The organism is Streptomyces spinoverrucosus (assembly GCF_006539505.1).
In the GTDB taxonomy this organism is placed as follows: Bacteria; Actinomycetota; Actinomycetes; order Streptomycetales; family Streptomycetaceae; genus Streptomyces; species Streptomyces spinoverrucosus.
The window spans coordinates 253945-269489 of the sequence record NZ_BJND01000016.1; the positions used below are offsets into that span (position 1 = coordinate 253945).

Annotated in this window: 15 protein-coding genes; 14 read left to right on the forward strand and 1 reads right to left on the reverse strand. The window is 70.3% G+C overall.

Translation table 11 applies throughout. The annotated features are described in order from the left end of the window. Positions 1 to 8 precede the first annotated feature (8 nt). The 4 genes from SSP24_RS11400 (at position 9) to nusB (ending at position 3393) form a co-directional block, all read left to right on the forward strand. Positions 9 to 875 (forward strand): Pro-rich N-terminal domain-containing protein, encoded by an 867-nt coding sequence (locus SSP24_RS11400; RefSeq protein WP_141309389.1) that lies wholly within the window; start codon positions 9 to 11, stop codon positions 873 to 875. A gap of 343 nt (positions 876 to 1218) precedes the next feature. Continuing rightward, complete coding sequence (locus tag SSP24_RS11405; protein ID WP_141309390.1) at positions 1219 to 2325, forward strand: aminopeptidase P family protein; 1107 nt, start codon at positions 1219 to 1221, stop codon at positions 2323 to 2325. A 61-nt stretch (positions 2326 to 2386) separates the two neighbouring features. Continuing rightward, positions 2387 to 2953, forward strand: a complete 567-nt coding sequence (gene efp / locus SSP24_RS11410) for an elongation factor P (protein ID WP_141309391.1) — start codon at positions 2387 to 2389, stop codon at positions 2951 to 2953. A 2-nt stretch (positions 2954 to 2955) separates the two neighbouring features. Continuing rightward, positions 2956 to 3393: a transcription antitermination factor NusB gene (gene nusB / locus SSP24_RS11415; RefSeq protein WP_141309392.1), complete on the forward strand. Its 438-nt coding sequence runs from the start codon at positions 2956 to 2958 to the stop codon at positions 3391 to 3393. 178 nt (positions 3394 to 3571) lie between these two features. Here nusB and bldD read toward each other — a convergent pair whose 3' ends face one another. Beyond that, positions 3572 to 4075: a transcriptional regulator BldD gene (gene bldD / locus SSP24_RS11420; RefSeq protein WP_004990661.1), complete on the reverse strand. Its 504-nt coding sequence runs from the start codon at positions 4073 to 4075 to the stop codon at positions 3572 to 3574. Between the two features lie 276 nt (positions 4076 to 4351). Between bldD and pyrR the strand changes: the two genes are divergently transcribed. From pyrR to gmk, 10 genes are all read left to right on the forward strand, one after another. Next, on the forward strand, positions 4352 to 4912 hold the full coding sequence (gene pyrR, locus SSP24_RS11425; protein ID WP_141309393.1) for a bifunctional pyr operon transcriptional regulator/uracil phosphoribosyltransferase PyrR: 561 nt from the start codon (positions 4352 to 4354) through the stop codon (positions 4910 to 4912). Positions 4913 to 5016: 104 nt separating this feature from the next. Continuing rightward, positions 5017 to 5994 (forward strand): aspartate carbamoyltransferase catalytic subunit, encoded by a 978-nt coding sequence (locus tag SSP24_RS11430; RefSeq protein ID WP_141309394.1) that lies wholly within the window; start codon positions 5017 to 5019, stop codon positions 5992 to 5994. A 5-nt stretch (positions 5995 to 5999) separates the two neighbouring features. After that, entirely contained in the window at positions 6000 to 7286 is a 1287-nt protein-coding gene (locus tag SSP24_RS11435) for a dihydroorotase (RefSeq protein ID WP_141309395.1), read from the forward strand. Next, positions 7283 to 7852 carry a PH-like domain-containing protein gene (locus tag SSP24_RS11440; RefSeq protein ID WP_141309396.1) on the forward strand — a complete coding sequence of 190 codons (570 nt, stop codon included), beginning with the start codon at positions 7283 to 7285 and terminating at the stop codon, positions 7850 to 7852. Before SSP24_RS11435 ends, SSP24_RS11440 begins: the two co-directional genes overlap by 4 nt. Then, positions 7849 to 8991: a glutamine-hydrolyzing carbamoyl-phosphate synthase small subunit gene (gene carA / locus SSP24_RS11445; protein WP_141309397.1), complete on the forward strand. Its 1143-nt coding sequence runs from the start codon at positions 7849 to 7851 to the stop codon at positions 8989 to 8991. The genes SSP24_RS11440 and carA overlap by 4 nt, the downstream gene beginning before the upstream one ends. Beyond that, positions 8984 to 12292, forward strand: a complete 3309-nt coding sequence (gene carB / locus SSP24_RS11450) for a carbamoyl-phosphate synthase large subunit (RefSeq protein WP_141309398.1) — start codon at positions 8984 to 8986, stop codon at positions 12290 to 12292. Before carA ends, carB begins: the two co-directional genes overlap by 8 nt. 94 nt (positions 12293 to 12386) lie before the next feature. Continuing rightward, positions 12387 to 13493, forward strand: coding sequence for a quinone-dependent dihydroorotate dehydrogenase (locus SSP24_RS11455; protein WP_141309399.1), 1107 nt, complete (start codon positions 12387 to 12389; stop codon positions 13491 to 13493). Then, positions 13490 to 14332 (forward strand): orotidine-5'-phosphate decarboxylase, encoded by an 843-nt coding sequence (gene pyrF / locus SSP24_RS11460; RefSeq protein WP_141309400.1) that lies wholly within the window; start codon positions 13490 to 13492, stop codon positions 14330 to 14332. The genes SSP24_RS11455 and pyrF overlap by 4 nt, the downstream gene beginning before the upstream one ends. 253 nt (positions 14333 to 14585) lie before the next feature. Then, on the forward strand, positions 14586 to 14909 hold the full coding sequence (locus tag SSP24_RS11465) for an integration host factor (RefSeq protein WP_003977346.1): 324 nt from the start codon (positions 14586 to 14588) through the stop codon (positions 14907 to 14909). A 59-nt stretch (positions 14910 to 14968) separates the two neighbouring features. Continuing rightward, on the forward strand, positions 14969 to 15526 hold the full coding sequence (gene gmk, locus SSP24_RS11470; RefSeq protein ID WP_141309401.1) for a guanylate kinase: 558 nt from the start codon (positions 14969 to 14971) through the stop codon (positions 15524 to 15526). Positions 15527 to 15545: the final 19 nt, after the last annotated feature.

A 15545-nucleotide genomic window follows, 5' to 3' on the forward strand; every position in this document is an offset into this window, starting at 1 on the left:
GGCACCGGATGCAGCACGCAGTGGGGTCTCCGCTGCCGCCGCCCCGCCAGCCGGGGCACGAGCCGGCCGCCGGCTGGTCGCCGGCCGCACACCACCCGGGTCCGGGTCCCCACCACCAGGGGCCCCCGCCCGTGCCGCAGGGCTCCGCCCCCGTGCCCCCGCCCCCGGGCTTCACCGGAGCCCCGCCATCGGCGCCGCACCAGCCCCCGATGGCACCCCCGCCGCCCCCGGACACCACAGGCCACGTCCGACTGCCACCCGGCGGCCCGGTGACGATGCCGCCCGCACCGGCCACGACCACTGTCCCCGACCCGGCGACCACCACCCTCGCGGTGCTGCTCATCGGCCCGGCGGGCGCGGGCAAGACCAGCGTGGCGAAGTACTGGGCGGACCATCGCAGGGTCCCCACGGCCCACATCAGCCTCGACGACGTACGCGAGTGGGTCCGCTCGGGCTTCGCCGACCCCCAGTCCGGCTGGAACGACCACTCCGAGGCTCAGTACCGCCTGGCCCGCCGCACCTGCGGCTTCGCCGCGCGCAACTTCCTGGCCAACGGCATCTCGTGCATCCTCGACGACGCGGTCTTCCCCGACCGCCCCGTCGTGGGCCTCGGCGGCTGGAAACGCCACGTGGGCCCCGGCCTGCTGCCCGTCGTCCTCCTGCCCGGCCTGGACATCGTCCTGGAGCGCAACGCCGAACGCACGGGCAACCGCCGCCTCACCGACGAGGAGGTGGCCCGCATCCACGGCCGCATGGCCGGCTGGTACGGCTCGGGCCTCCCCATCATCGACAACTCCCAACTCGACGTCCCCGGCACAGCCCGCGTCCTGGACGAGGTCCTGACGAGGTCGATAGCAAGCCCGCCGACCTGGTGACGCAGGGGACTGAGCCCACCTGAAGGGGCGCGGGGAACTGCGCGCCAAGCCCCCACCGGCCTGAAGGGGCGCGGGGAACTGCGCGCCAAGCCCCCACCGGCCGGAACCCGCCGAGACAGTTCCCCGCACCACCGTCGGCGCCGGACCCACGCCTGGTGACGGAGGGGACCGCACCGACCTGAAGGGGCGCGGGGAACTGCGCGACAAGCCCCCAGGCACCCGCAGACGGCACACAACATCAAGTGGCACCCTCACGGCGCCCTCCCAACCCGCACAATCCAGACACCGCCCACTCAGACCCCCTCAACCGGCGCGAACCCAGCGAAGCTCGTACGCTCGGCACATGTCAGAGGTGTACGCGACCCGCCGAACCCGGCTACGGGAGCGCTGCAACGCGGCCGGCAGCGCGGCGGCGCTGGTTTCCCGGCCCGCCAACGTGCGCTACCTCGCGGGCGCGGCGCCCCACGGTGCCGTACTGCTGCTGGGCAAGCGCGAGGACCTGCTGGTCTGCGCCGGCCCACCGGACGACCGCCCCACCGAGGGCCGCCCCGACGAGACCCTGCGCCTGCACACCCTCCCCAGCCCCGGCGGCGACCCCGCCGTCGCCGCCGCCGACCTCGCCACGGCCCAGGACGCCGACTCCCTCGCCGTCGAGGAACACCACCTCACCGTCTCCCGCCACCGAGCCATCGGCTCGGTCGCCCCCGCCCTCCGCCTCGCCGACCTCGGCAACGCGGTCGAACAGCTCAGAGTCGTCAAGGACGAGGAAGAGATCTCCTGCCTGCGCATCGGCGCCGAAATCGCCGACCAGGCCCTCGGTGAACTCCTGGAGTCCATCCTCGTGGGCCGCACCGAACGCCACCTCGCCCTCGAACTCGAACGCCGCCTCGTCGACCACGGCGCCGACGGCCCCGCCTTCCCCACCTCCGTCGCCACCGGCGCCAACGCCGGCAGACGAGGCCACCGCCCCACCGACCGCCGCGTCGAGGAGGGCGACTTCCTCTCCGTCTGCCTGGGCGCCACCTATCGCGGCTACCGCTGCGAGATCGGCCGCACCTTCGTGATCGGCACCTCCCCCGCGGACTGGCAGATCGAGCTGTACGACCTGGTCTTCGCCGCCCAGCGCGCCGGCCGTGAGATGCTCGCCCCGGGCGCCGCCTACCGCGATGTGGACCGCGCCGCACGCCAGGTGCTGGACTCCGCCGGGTACGGAGAGGGCCTCCCGGCGCTCATCGGCCACGGTGTGGGACTCGAAATCGACGAGGACCCTCAGCTGGCCCCCACGGCCATGGGTAAACTGGACGCTTGCGTGCCGGTCACCGTCGAACCGGGGGTCCACCTCCCGGGCCGGGGCGGTGTCCGGATCGATGACACGCTCGTCGTACGCCCAGAGGCGGACGGCGGACCCGAGCTACTCACCATCACGACCAAGGAGCTGCTCGCGCTCTAGCCTCAGAGCTGTCGCGCCTGCCCCGGGGTCGTCCACGTAAGTCCAGGAGATTGAAGCAACCGTGGCTTCCACGAACGACCTCAAGAACGGCATGGTGCTCAAGCTCGAAGGCGGCCAGCTCTGGTCCGTCGTCGAGTTCCAGCACGTCAAGCCCGGCAAGGGCCCGGCCTTCGTGCGCACCAAGCTCAAGAACGTGCTCTCGGGCAAGGTCGTCGACAAGACCTTCAACGCCGGCGTGAAGGTCGAGACGGCCACCGTCGACAAGCGCGACATGCAGTTCTCCTACATGGACGGCGAGTACTTCGTCTTCATGGACATGGAGACTTACGACCAGCTCATGGTCGACCGCAAGGCCGTCGGTGACGCCGCGAACTTCCTCATCGAGGGCTTCATGGCCACCGTCGCCCAGCACGAGGGCGAGGTGCTCTTCGTCGAGCTGCCGGCCGCCGTCGAGCTGACCATCCAGGAGACCGAGCCGGGCGTCCAGGGCGATCGCTCCACCGGCGGCACCAAGCCCGCCATCCTGGAGACCGGTCACCAGATCCAGGTGCCGCTCTTCATCACCACCGGTGAGAAGATCAAGGTCGACACGCGCACCAGCGACTACCTCGGCCGGGTGACCAGCTAACCGTGGCTGCCCGTAACACGGCCCGCAAGCGCGCCTTCCAGATCCTCTTCGAGGGTGACCAGCGCGGCGCCGACGTCCTGACCGTCCTCGCGGACTGGGTCCGGCTCTCGCGGACCGACCCCCGGCAGCCGCCGGTGAGCGAGTACACGATGCAGCTGGTCGAGGGCTACGCGGAGCACGCGACGCGGATCGACGAGCTGATCGCCCAGTACTCGGTCGGCTGGACGCTCGACCGGATGCCGGTCGTCGACCGCAACATCCTGCGTCTCGGCGCATACGAGCTGATCTGGGTCGACGAGACCCCGGACGCCGTGGTGCTGGACGAGATGGTGCAGCTGGCGAAGGAGTTCTCCACGGAGGAGTCGCCCTCGTTCGTCAACGGTCTGCTCGGCCGACTGAAGGAGCTCAAGCCCTCGCTGCGACGCACCGCCGAGGACTGAGACACCCGAGAACGCCGGAGGGCCGCAGCGCACGCTGCGGCCCTCCGGCGTTTTCATATCACCGGTGCCCCCTGGATACGTCCGTGGCCCCCGAGGCGCTCAGAAAGCCGCCGGGGTGGCCGGAACCGTGAAGTTCCGGCCACCCCGGCGGCACGTTTCTGCTGAAGCGGTGGAGTGCTCAGCTCTCCTCGTGCGAGGCCACCGCGCGGCGCGCGTCCGCGTCCAGCACGCCCCAGCTGATCAGCTGCTCGGTGAGGACCGAGGGCGACTGGTCGTAGATGACGGCGAGTGTGCGCAGGTCGTCCTGGCGGATCGAGAGCACCTTGCCGTTGTAGTCACCGCGCTGCGACTGGATCGTCGCCGCGTACCGCTGCAGGGGGCCCGCCTTCTCGGCCGGCACCGTGGCCAGCCGCTCCAGGTCCAGGACCAGCTTCGGCGGCGGCTCGGCGGCGCCGCCGGGGGTGGTGCCCGGAAGGAGCTCCTGCACGGGAACGCCGTAGAAATCCGCCAGCTCGGCAAGGCGCTGCACGGTCACGGCGCGGTCGCCGCGCTCGTAGGACCCGACCACGACCGCCTTCCAGCGTCCCTGGGACTTCTCCTCGACACCGTGGAGGGAAAGGCCCTGCTGGGTGCGGATGGCCCGGAGCTTGGCCCCGAGCTGTTTGGCGTATTCGCTGGACATATGGCTCCCCGGACACTGTGTCGACGCGACTGGAGTGATTCCATGCCGCGCGGCTGGTAACTCACTGTGAGGTTACGCAGCGTTACTCTCCTGCGTCAAGCCGAATGGTCCGCACCGACTCTTCCGTGGTATCGGCGGCCGGTTGCGCCGAGCGGGTGATCCCGTGGCCCCGAGGGGGGTGATCCGGGGTGTCGCCGCGGCCTGCTACGGTGGATGGCGCAATCCCGACGTCCTTTAAGGTCCGTCCCGTGAGGCGGAGAAGGAGGTCCGTTTCGTATGGACACGCAAGCGTCCGATGCGAGGCCCGTTCTCGAGGGTCCCGACATCGCGCGGGTGCTGACCCGCATCGCCCACGAGATCGTCGAGCGCGCCAAGGGCGCCGACGACGTGGTGCTCCTCGGCATTCCGACCCGAGGCGTCTTCCTCGCCCAGCGGCTCGCCGCCAAGCTCGAAGAGATCACCGAGCGCAAAGTCCCGTGCGGTTCGCTGGACATCACGATGTACCGCGACGACCTGCGCATGCACCCGCCGCGTGCGCTGGCCCGCACCGACATCCCCGGTGACGGCATCGACGGCAGGCTCGTCGTCCTCGTCGACGACGTCCTCTTCTCCGGCCGCACCATCCGCGCCGCCCTCGACGCCCTGAACGACATCGGGCGCCCGCGCGCGGTCCAGCTCGCGGTCCTCGTCGACCGCGGCCACCGCGAACTGCCCATCCGCGCCGACTACGTCGGCAAGAACCTCCCCACGTCGCTGCGGGAGACGGTCAAGGTCCAGCTCGCCGAGGAGGACGGTCGCGACACCGTGCTGCTCGGCGTGAAGCAGACCGCCCAGTAGCAACCGAAGGCGTACGGCCGCTGCCGTGCGCCGGCTCGGCGCGCCCCAGCATGCGCCCGGTTGCCCGAATTCTCCCGAATGAACTGCCTTACGGAGCCTGACAGATGCAGCGCCATCTCATCTCGGCCGCCGACCTCACCCGCGACGACGCCGTCCTGATCCTCGACACCGCCGAGGAGATGTCCCGGGTCGCCGACCGGCCGATCAAGAAGCTGCCGACCCTGCGCGGCCGCACCGTGGTGAACCTCTTCTTCGAGGACTCGACCCGCACCCGGATCTCCTTCGAGGCCGCCGAGAAGCGGCTGTCCGCGGACGTCATCAACTTCTCCGCCAAGGGATCGTCGGTGTCCAAGGGCGAGTCCCTGAAGGACACCGCGCAGACCCTGGAGGCCATGGGCGTCGACGCGGTCGTCATCCGGCACGGCGCGTCCGGTGCCCCGTACCGGCTGGCCAACTCCGGCTGGATCGACGCGGCCGTCATCAACGCCGGCGACGGCACCCACCAACACCCCACCCAGGCACTGCTCGACGCGTTCACCATGCGCCGCCGCCTCGTCGGCCGGGATGCCGGGCTCGGCCACGACCTGGCCGGCAAGCGCGTCACCATCGTCGGCGACGTCCTGCACAGCCGGGTCGCCCGCTCCAACGTCGACCTGCTGCACACCCTCGGCGCCGAGGTCACCCTCGTCGCCCCGCCCACCCTGCTGCCGGTCGGCATCGGGACCTGGCCGTGCGAGGTGTCGTACGACCTCGACAGCACCCTGCCCAAGTCCGACGCGGTGATGATGCTGCGCGTGCAGCGCGAGCGCATGAACGCCGCGTTCTTCCCGACCGAGCGCGAGTACTCGCGGCGCTACGGCCTGGACGGCGACCGGATGGCGAAGATGCCCGAGCACGCCATCGTGATGCACCCCGGCCCGATGGTCCGCGGCATGGAGATCACCGCCCAGGTCGCCGACTCCGAGCGCTGCACCGCGATCGAGCAGGTCGCAAACGGAGTCTCCATCCGGATGGCCGTTCTGTATCTGCTGCTCGGTGGAAACGAACCCGCCCTCACGAACACCCGTACCGAGGAGAAGTAAGACAGATGAGCAAGATCCTGATCCGTGGTGCGAAGGTGCTCGGCGGCGAACCGCAGGACGTGCTGATCGAGGGCTCGACGATCGCCGCCGTGGGCCACGGCCTGCCGGACGAGGGCGCCGAGGTCGTCGAGGCCGGCGGCAAGGTGCTGCTCCCGGGCCTGGTCGACCTGCACACCCATCTGCGCGAGCCCGGCCGTGAGGACTCCGAGACCGTGCTGACCGGCACGCGCGCGGCCGCCGCCGGCGGCTACACCGCCGTGTTCGCCATGGCCAACACCTTCCCGGTCGCGGACACCGCCGGTGTCGTCGAGCAGGTCTGGCGACTGGGCCGGGAGCACGGCTACTGCGATGTGCAGCCGATCGGCGCCGTCACCGTGGGCCTGGAGGGCAGGAAGCTCGCCGAGCTGGGCGCCATGCACGAGTCGGCCGCCGGGGTCACCGTCTTCTCCGACGACGGCAAGTGCGTCGACGACGCCGTGATCATGCGCCGGGCCCTGGAGTACGTGAAGGCCTTCGACGGGGTCGTCGCCCAGCACGCGCAGGAGCCGCGGCTGACCGAGGGCGCCCAGATGAACGAGGGTGTCGTCTCCGCCGAGCTGGGGCTGGGCGGCTGGCCCGCGGTGGCCGAGGAGTCGATCATCGCCCGGGACGTCCTGCTCGCCGAGCACGTCGGCTCCCGTGTGCACATCTGCCACCTGTCGACCGCCGGGTCCGTGGAGATCGTGCGCTGGGCCAAGTCCCGGGGCATCCGGGTGACCGCCGAGGTCACCCCGCACCACCTCCTCCTCACCGACGAGCTGGTGCGGACGTACAACCCGGTCTACAAGGTGAACCCGCCGCTGCGCACCGAGCGGGACGTGCTGGCGCTGCGCGAGGCCCTCGCCGACGGCACGATCGACATCGTCGCCACCGACCACGCCCCGCACCCGCACGAGGACAAGGACTGCGAGTGGGCCGCCGCCGCGATGGGGATGGTCGGCCTGGAGACCGCGTTGTCAGTGGTCCAGGAGACGATGGTCGACACAGGGCTGCTCGACTGGGCCGACGTGGCGGACCGCATGTCCTTCGCGCCGGCCCGGATCGGGCAGGCCACGGGGCACGGACGTCCCGTCTCGGCAGGTGAGCCCGCCAACCTCACCCTCGTCGACACGGCATACCGTGGGCCCGTGGACCCCGCGGGCTTCGCCTCGCGCAGCCGCAACACCCCGTACGAGGGTCGTGAGCTGCCGGGCCGTGTCACGCACACGTGGCTCCGGGGCAAGGCCACGCTCGTCGACGGGAAGCTCACGTGACACCTGTAATCCTGCTGGCCGCCGAGAAGGAATCGGCGGAAGTGACCGACTGGGCCGCCCGCATCGGCTGGGTCGTCGGCCTCGCCCTGTTCGTCGCGCTCGTCTACTGGCTGATGCGCGAGGGCTGGAAGTGGCGCGGCACCCTCCAGGGCGACCTGCCGGAGCTGCCCACCGCGCCGGACGAGCCGGGTAAGGCGAAACTGACGATGACCGGCCGCTACCACGGCTCCACCACCGCCGGTCATTGGCTGGACCGCATCGTGGCGCACGGCCTGGGCACCCGCAGCCGGGTCGAGCTCACGCTGACGGACGCGGGACTGGACGTCGTACGCCCCGGCGCGACCGACTTCTTCGTCCCCGTGGCGGCCCTGCGCGAGGCCCGGCTCGACAAGGGCATCGCCGGCAAGGTCCTCACCGAGGGCGGACTGCTCGTCGTGACCTGGGCGCACGGCGAGAAGCTGATCGACTCCGGGTTCCGCTCCGACCGCGCGGCCGAGCACACCGAGTGGGTCGACGCAATCAACTCCATGATCACCACCAGCACCACGGAAGGCGCCGAACGATGACGACCTCCACAGGGGGAACCACGAAGGTCCCCGCCGTACTCGTCCTGGAGGACGGCCGGATCTTCCGCGGCCGTGCCTACGGGGCCGTGGGGGAGACCTTCGGCGAGGCCGTGTTCTCCACCGGCATGACCGGCTACCAGGAGACCCTCACCGACCCGTCGTACCACCGCCAGGTCGTCGTGATGACCGCCCCGCACGTCGGCAACACCGGCGTCAACGACGAGGACCCCGAGTCCAAGCGCATCTGGGTCGCGGGCTACGTCGTACGCGACCCCGCGCGCGTGCCCTCCAACTGGCGGGCCAAGCGCTCGCTGGACGAGGAGCTCCGCCACCAGGGCGTCGTCGGCATCTCGGGCATCGACACGCGCGCGCTGACCCGGCACCTGCGCGAGCGCGGCGCCATGCGCGTCGGCATCTTCTCCGGCAACGCGCTGCCCGACGAGGGCACCATGCTCGCCGAGGTGCGCCAGGCCCCCGAGATGAAGGGCGCGAACCTCTCCGCCGAGGTCGCCACCAAGGAGCCGTACGTCGTCCCGGCGATCGGCGAGAAGAAGTTCACCGTCGCCGCCGTCGACCTCGGCATCAAGGGCATGACCCCGCACCGGATGGCCGAGCGCGGCATCGAGGTGCACGTACTGCCCGCCACGGCGACCGTCGAGGACGTGTACGCGGTCAACCCGGACGGCGTGTTCTTCTCCAACGGCCCCGGCGACCCGGCCACCGCCGACCACGCCGTCTCCGTGATGCAGGGCGTCCTGGAGCGCGGCACGCCGCTGTTCGGCATCTGCTTCGGCAACCAGATCCTGGGCCGCGCCCTCGGCTTCGGCACCTACAAGCTGAAGTACGGCCACCGAGGCATCAACCAGCCGGTGCAGGACCGTACGACCGGCAAGGTCGAGGTCACCGCGCACAACCACGGCTTCGCCGTCGACGCCCCGCTCGACCAGGTGTCCGACACTCCGTACGGCCGCGCCGAGGTCTCCCACGTCTGCCTCAACGACAACGTGGTGGAGGGCCTCCACCTGCTCGACAAACCGGCCTTCAGCGTCCAGTACCACCCCGAAGCGGCAGCGGGCCCGCACGACGCCGCCTACCTGTTCGACCGCTTCGTTTCCCTGATGGAGGGCCAGCGTGCCTAAGCGCACCGATATCCAGTCCGTCCTGGTCATCGGCTCCGGCCCGATCGTCATCGGCCAGGCCGCCGAGTTCGACTACTCCGGCACCCAGGCGTGCCGCGTCCTGAAGGCCGAAGGCCTGCGGGTCATCCTCGTGAACTCCAACCCGGCGACGATCATGACCGACCCGGAGATCGCCGACGCCACCTACGTCGAGCCGATCACCCCGGAGTTCGTCGAGAAGATCATCGCCAAGGAGCAGCCCGACGCGCTGCTGCCCACCCTGGGCGGTCAGACGGCGCTCAACACGGCGATCTCGCTGGACGAGAACGGCGTCCTGGAGAAGTACGGCGTCGAGCTGATCGGCGCCAACGTGGCGGCGATCCACAAGGGCGAGGACCGCGACCAGTTCAAGGATGTCGTGGAGGAGGTCCGGCGGAAGATCGGGCACGGCGAGTCCGCCCGCTCGGTGATCTGCCACTCCATGGACGAGGTGCTCGCAGGCGTCGAGCAGCTCGGCGGCTACCCGGTCGTGGTCCGCCCCTCCTTCACCATGGGCGGCGCCGGTTCCGGCTTCGCGCACGACGAGGAGGAGCTGCGCCGCATCGCAGGCCAGGGCCTCACGCTCTCCCCGACCACCGAGGTGCTCCTGGAGGAGTCCATCCTCGGCTGGAAGGAGTACGAGCTGGAGCTGATGCGCGACAAGCACGACAACGTCGTGGTCGTCTGCTCCATCGAGAACTTCGACCCGATGGGCGTGCACACCGGCGACTCGATCACGGTCGCGCCCGCGATGACGCTCACCGACCGCGAGTACCAGATCCTGCGGGACATCGGCATCGCCGTGATCCGCGAGGTCGGCGTCGACACCGGCGGCTGCAACATCCAGTTCGCGGTGAACCCGGACGACGGCCGCGTGATCGTCATCGAGATGAACCCGCGCGTGTCGCGCTCCTCGGCCCTCGCCTCCAAGGCGACCGGCTTCCCGATCGCGAAGATCGCCGCCAAGCTCGCCGTCGGCTACACCCTCGACGAGATCCCCAACGACATCACCCAGGAGACCCCGGCGTCCTTCGAGCCGACCCTGGACTATGTCGTCGTCAAGGCACCCCGCTTCGCCTTCGAGAAGTTCCCGCAGGCCGACTCCACGCTGACCACCACCATGAAGTCGGTCGGCGAGGCCATGGCCATCGGCCGCAACTTCACCGAGGCGTTCCAGAAGGCGCTGCGCTCGCTGGAGAAGAAGGGCAGCCAGTTCACGTTCGTGGGCGAGCCCGGGGACAAGGCCGAGCTGCTGGCCGAGGCCGTCCGCCCGACCGACGGGCGGATCAACTCGGTCATGCAGGCCATCCGCGCGGGCGCCACGCCCGAGGAGGTCTTCGAGGCGACGAAGATCGACCCGTGGTTCGTCGACCAGCTGTTCCTCATCAAGGAGATCGCCGACGAGCTGGCCCAGGCGCCGGAGCTGACCACCGACCTGCTCGCCGAGGCCAAGCGGCACGGCTTCTCCGACCAGCAGATCGGCGAGATCCGCGGCCTGCGCGAGGACGTCGTCCGCGAGGTCCGGCACGCGCTCGGCATCCGCCCGGTCTACAAGACGGTCGACACCTGCGCCGCCGAGTTCGCCGCCAAGACGCCGTACTTCTACTCGTCCTACGACGAGGAGACCGAGGTCGCGCCGCGCGAGAAGCCCGCGGTGATCATCCTCGGCTCCGGGCCCAACCGCATCGGCCAGGGCATCGAGTTCGACTACTCCTGCGTGCACGCCTCCTTCGCGCTGTCGGACGCCGGGTACGAGACCGTGATGGTCAACTGCAACCCGGAGACGGTCTCCACGGACTACGACACCTCCGACCGGCTGTACTTCGAGCCGCTCACGCTGGAGGACGTGCTGGAGATCGTGCACGCCGAGCAGCAGGCCGGCCCGATCGCGGGCGTGGTCGTGCAGCTGGGCGGCCAGACCCCGCTGGGCCTGGCGCAGGCCCTGAAGGACAACGGCGTGCCGATCGTCGGTACGCCCCCGGAGGCGATCCACGCCGCCGAGGACCGCGGCGCCTTCGGCCAGGTCCTGAAGGAGGCCGGTCTGCCGGCCCCCAAGCACGGCACGGCCACCACCTTCCCCGAGGCCAAGGCCATCGCCGACGAGATCGGCTACCCGGTCCTCGTCCGGCCGTCGTACGTTCTCGGCGGCCGCGGCATGGAGATCGTCTACGACGAGGCCCGGCTGTCGTCCTACATCGCCGAGTCCACCGAGATCAGCCCCTCCCGGCCGGTGCTGGTCGACCGGTTCCTCGACGACGCGATCGAGATCGACGTCGACGCGCTGTACGACGGTGAGGAGCTGTACCTCGGCGGCGTCATGGAGCACATCGAGGAGGCCGGCATCCACTCCGGCGACTCGGCGTGCGCCCTGCCCCCGATCACGCTCGGCGGCTTCGACATCAAGCGACTGCGCGCCTCGACGGAGGCGATCGCCAAGGGCGTCGGCGTCCGCGGCCTGATCAACATCCAGTTCGCGATGGCGGGCGACATCCTGTACGTCCTCGAAGCCAACCCGCGCGCGTCGCGCACGGTCCCCTTCACCTCGAAGGCGACCGCGGTGCCGCTGGCCAAGGCCGCCGCCCGGATCTCGCTGGGCGCCACCATCGCCGAACTGCGCGCCGAGGGCCTGCTGCCCGCGCGCGGCGACGGCGGCGAGCTGCCGCTGGACGCGCCGATCTCCGTCAAGGAGGCCGTGATGCCCTGGACCCGCTTCCGGGACACCTCCGGACGCGGCGTCGACACCGTCCTCGGCCCCGAGATGCGCTCCACCGGCGAGGTCATGGGCATCGACTCCGTCTTCGGCACGGCGTATGCCAAGTCGCAGGCCGGCGCGTACGGTCCGCTGCCCACCAAGGGCCGCGCCTTCATCTCGGTCGCCAACCGCGACAAGCGCTCGATGATCTTCCCGGCGCGTGAACTGGTCGCCCACGGCTTCGAACTGCTCGCCACGTCCGGCACGGCCGAGGTGCTCAAGCGCAACGGCATCCACGCCACCGTCGTGCGCAAGCAGTCCGAGGGCACCGGCCCGAACGGCGAGCGGACCATCGTCCAGCTCATCCATGACGGCGAGGTCGACCTGATCGTCAACACCCCGTACGGCACGGGCGGCCGCCTCGACGGCTACGACATCCGTACGGCGGCCGTGGCGCGGTCCGTGCCCTGCCTGACGACGGTCCAGGCGCTCGCCGCCGCCGTCCAGGGCATCGACGCGCTCAACCACGGAGACGTGGGCGTCCGATCGCTCCAGGAACACGCGGAACTCCTGACCGCGGCCCGCGACTAGCCCCGAGGGGGACACCGGAAACGGTGTCCCCCTCTTCGTGAGGACACCTGTTTCGTGAGGACACCTGTCTTCGCACCTGTCTTCGTGAGGACACATGTACAAGATCTTCTTCAGTCTCGTCTTCCGGCACATGGACCCGGAGCGGGCGCACCACCTCGCCTTCCGCTGGATCCGCCTCGCCGTCCGCATTCCCGTCCTGCGCACCTTCGTCGCGGCCGTGCTGGCGCCCCGCTACAAGGAGCTGCGCACGGAGGCCCTCGGGCTGCGCATGCACGGCCCCTTCGGGCTCGCCGCCGGCTTCGACAAGAACGCCGTCGCGATCGACGGCATGTCGATGCTCGGCTTCGACCACGTCGAGATCGGCACGGTGACGGGTGAGCCGCAGCCCGGCAACCCCAGGAAGCGGCTGTTCCGGCTGGTCCCGGACCGGGCGGTGATCAACCGCATGGGCTTCAACAACGACGGCTCGCTGGCCGTCGCCGCCCGCCTGGCGTCACGCGAGCCGGTCTTCAGGACCGTCGTGGGCGTCAACATCGGCAAGACCAAGGTGGTTCCCGAGGCCGAGGCGGTCGCGGACTACGTGAAGTCGGCGGAGCGGCTGGCGCCGTACGCCGACTACCTGGTCGTGAACGTCTCCTCGCCCAACACGCCCGGACTGCGCAACCTCCAGGCGGTCGAGCATCTGCGCCCGCTGCTGACCGCCGTCCGTGAGGCCGCCGACCGTACCGTCACCTCCCGGCGCGTTCCGCTCCTGGTGAAGATCGCGCCCGACCTGGCCGACGAGGACATCGACGCGGTCGCCGATCTCGCCGTCGAGCTGGGCCTGGACGGGATCATCGCCACGAACACCACCATCGCGCGCGCGGGACTCGGTCTGAAATCCCAACCCGCCATGGTCAAGGAGGTCGGCGGCCTATCCGGCGCCCCGCTGAAGGCCCGCTCCCTGGAGGTCCTGCGCCGCCTGTACGCGCGCGTGGGCGACCGCATCACCCTCGTGGGGGTCGGCGGCATCGAGAACGCCGAGGACGCCTGGCAGCGCATCCTGGCCGGCGCCACGCTGGTGCAGGGCTACAGCGCCTTCATCTACGAGGGCCCCTTCTGGGCCCGCGCGATTCACAAGGGCCTCGCCGCACGCCTGCGCACAAGCCCGTACGCCACGCTCGCCGACGCCGTCGGCGCCGATGTGAGGAGAGCCGCATGAGCCAGGAACCCTTTGGCGCACGTCTGCGCCGTGCCATGGACGAGCGCGGCCCGCTGTGCGTCGGCATCGACCCGCACGCGTCCCTGCTCGCCGACTGGGGGCTGAACGACGACGTGGCCGGGCTGGAGCGGTTCAGCCGCACGGTCGTCGAGGCGATGGCCGACCGGGTCGCCGTCCTGAAGCCGCAGAGCGCGTTCTTCGAGCGCTTCGGCTCACGCGGCCTGGCCGTCCTGGAGAAGGCGGTCGCCGAGGCCCGGGCGGCGGGCGCACTGGTCGTCATGGATGCCAAGCGCGGCGACATCGGCTCCACCATGGCCGCGTACGCCGAGTCCTTCCTGCACAAGGACGCCCCGCTGTTCTCCGACGCGCTGACCGTCTCGCCGTACCTCGGCTACGGGGCGCTCAGGCCCGCCGTGGAGCTGGCGCGGGAGAACGGCGCGGGCCTGTTCGTGCTGGCGCTGACCTCCAACCCCGAGGGCGCGGAGGTCCAGCACGCGGTCGGCGCCGACGGCCGCAGCGTCGGCGCGACCATGCTGGCCCACCTGGCAGCCGAGAACGCGGGGGAGGAGCCGATGGGCTCCTTCGGCGCGGTCGTCGGCGCCACGCTCGGTGACCTCTCGTCGTACGACCTCGACATCAACGGTCCCCTCCTCGCCCCCGGGATCGGCGCCCAGGGAGCCACCCCGGCCGATCTCCCCGGGGTTTTCGGGGCCGCCGTGCGCAACGTCGTGCCGAACGTCAGCCGGGGTGTGCTGCGTCACGGTCCCGACGTGGTCGCTCTGCGTACCGCCGCGGCCCGCTTCGCGGAGGAGATCCGGGCCGCGGTCGCGGGGGTCTGAGGGTCCCGACCAGGGGTTCGGAGCGCCTTGAGGCTGGATACATCCTCAAATCCAGGGCAGTATGTCTGAAATATCCGGTCCTGACAGAGGCTGACCAGGACTTTTCCGCTGTTCTCGCTGACTCTGGCGGACTTGACCGCTAGTCTCCGACGAGAGAACGGGCAAGCGTGTTGCTCGTGGCTCCCCAGGTGTGGGGCGACTAGGTTCCTCACCGGTCCGTATCCGACAGTTCGACATCCGAGGTGACGTAGGCGTGGCTCTTCCGCCCCTTACCCCCGAACAGCGCGCAGCCGCGCTCGAAAAGGCCGCCGCGGCTCGCCGGGAGCGGGCCGAGGTCAAGAATCGACTCAAGCACTCCGGCGCCTCCCTTCACGAGGTCATCAAGCAGGGCCAGGAGAACGACGTCATCGGCAAGATGAAGGTCTCCGCCCTTCTTGAGTCCCTGCCGGGCGTGGGCAAGGTCCGCGCCAAGCAGATCATGGAGCGACTCGGTATCTCCGAGAGCCGCCGCGTGCGTGGTCTCGGTTCCAACCAGATCGCCTCGCTCGAGCGTGAGTTCGGCAGCACCGGTTCCTGACCTTCGGAGGACTCCGGGACTGGTCCCGGGCACTCCGGTACAGCTGGAATAATCGCTGCATGAGTGAACGTCCGCGGCTGACCGTGCTCTCCGGACCCTCCGGGGTCGGCAAGAGCACGGTCGTCGCCCATATGCGCAAGGAACACCCCGAGGTCTGGCTCTCGGTGTCGGCGACGACCCGCAAGCCGCGCCCCGGCGAGCGGCACGGAGTCCACTACTTCTTCGTCACCGACGAGGAGATGGACAAGCTGATCGCCAACGGCGAACTGCTGGAGTGGGCCGAGTTCGCCGGCAACCGCTACGGCACGCCGCGTGCGGCCGTGCTGGAGCGGCTGGAGAAGGGTGAGCCCGTCCTGCTGGAGATCGATCTCCAGGGTGCCCGGCAGGTGCGGGAGTCCATGCCCGAGGCTCAGCTGGTGTTCCTCGCTCCGCCCTCCTGGGAGGAGCTGGTGCGCAGACTCACCGGCCGGGGCACCGAGCCGCCCGAGGTGATCGAGCGCCGGCTTGCCGCGGCGAAGGTCGAACTGGCGGCGGAGCCGGAGTTCGACGAGACCCTGGTCAACACCTCCGTCAAGGACGTGGCGCGTGAGCTGCTAGCCTTGATGGACGTTGTGTGATCGTCACCGATCATGCACA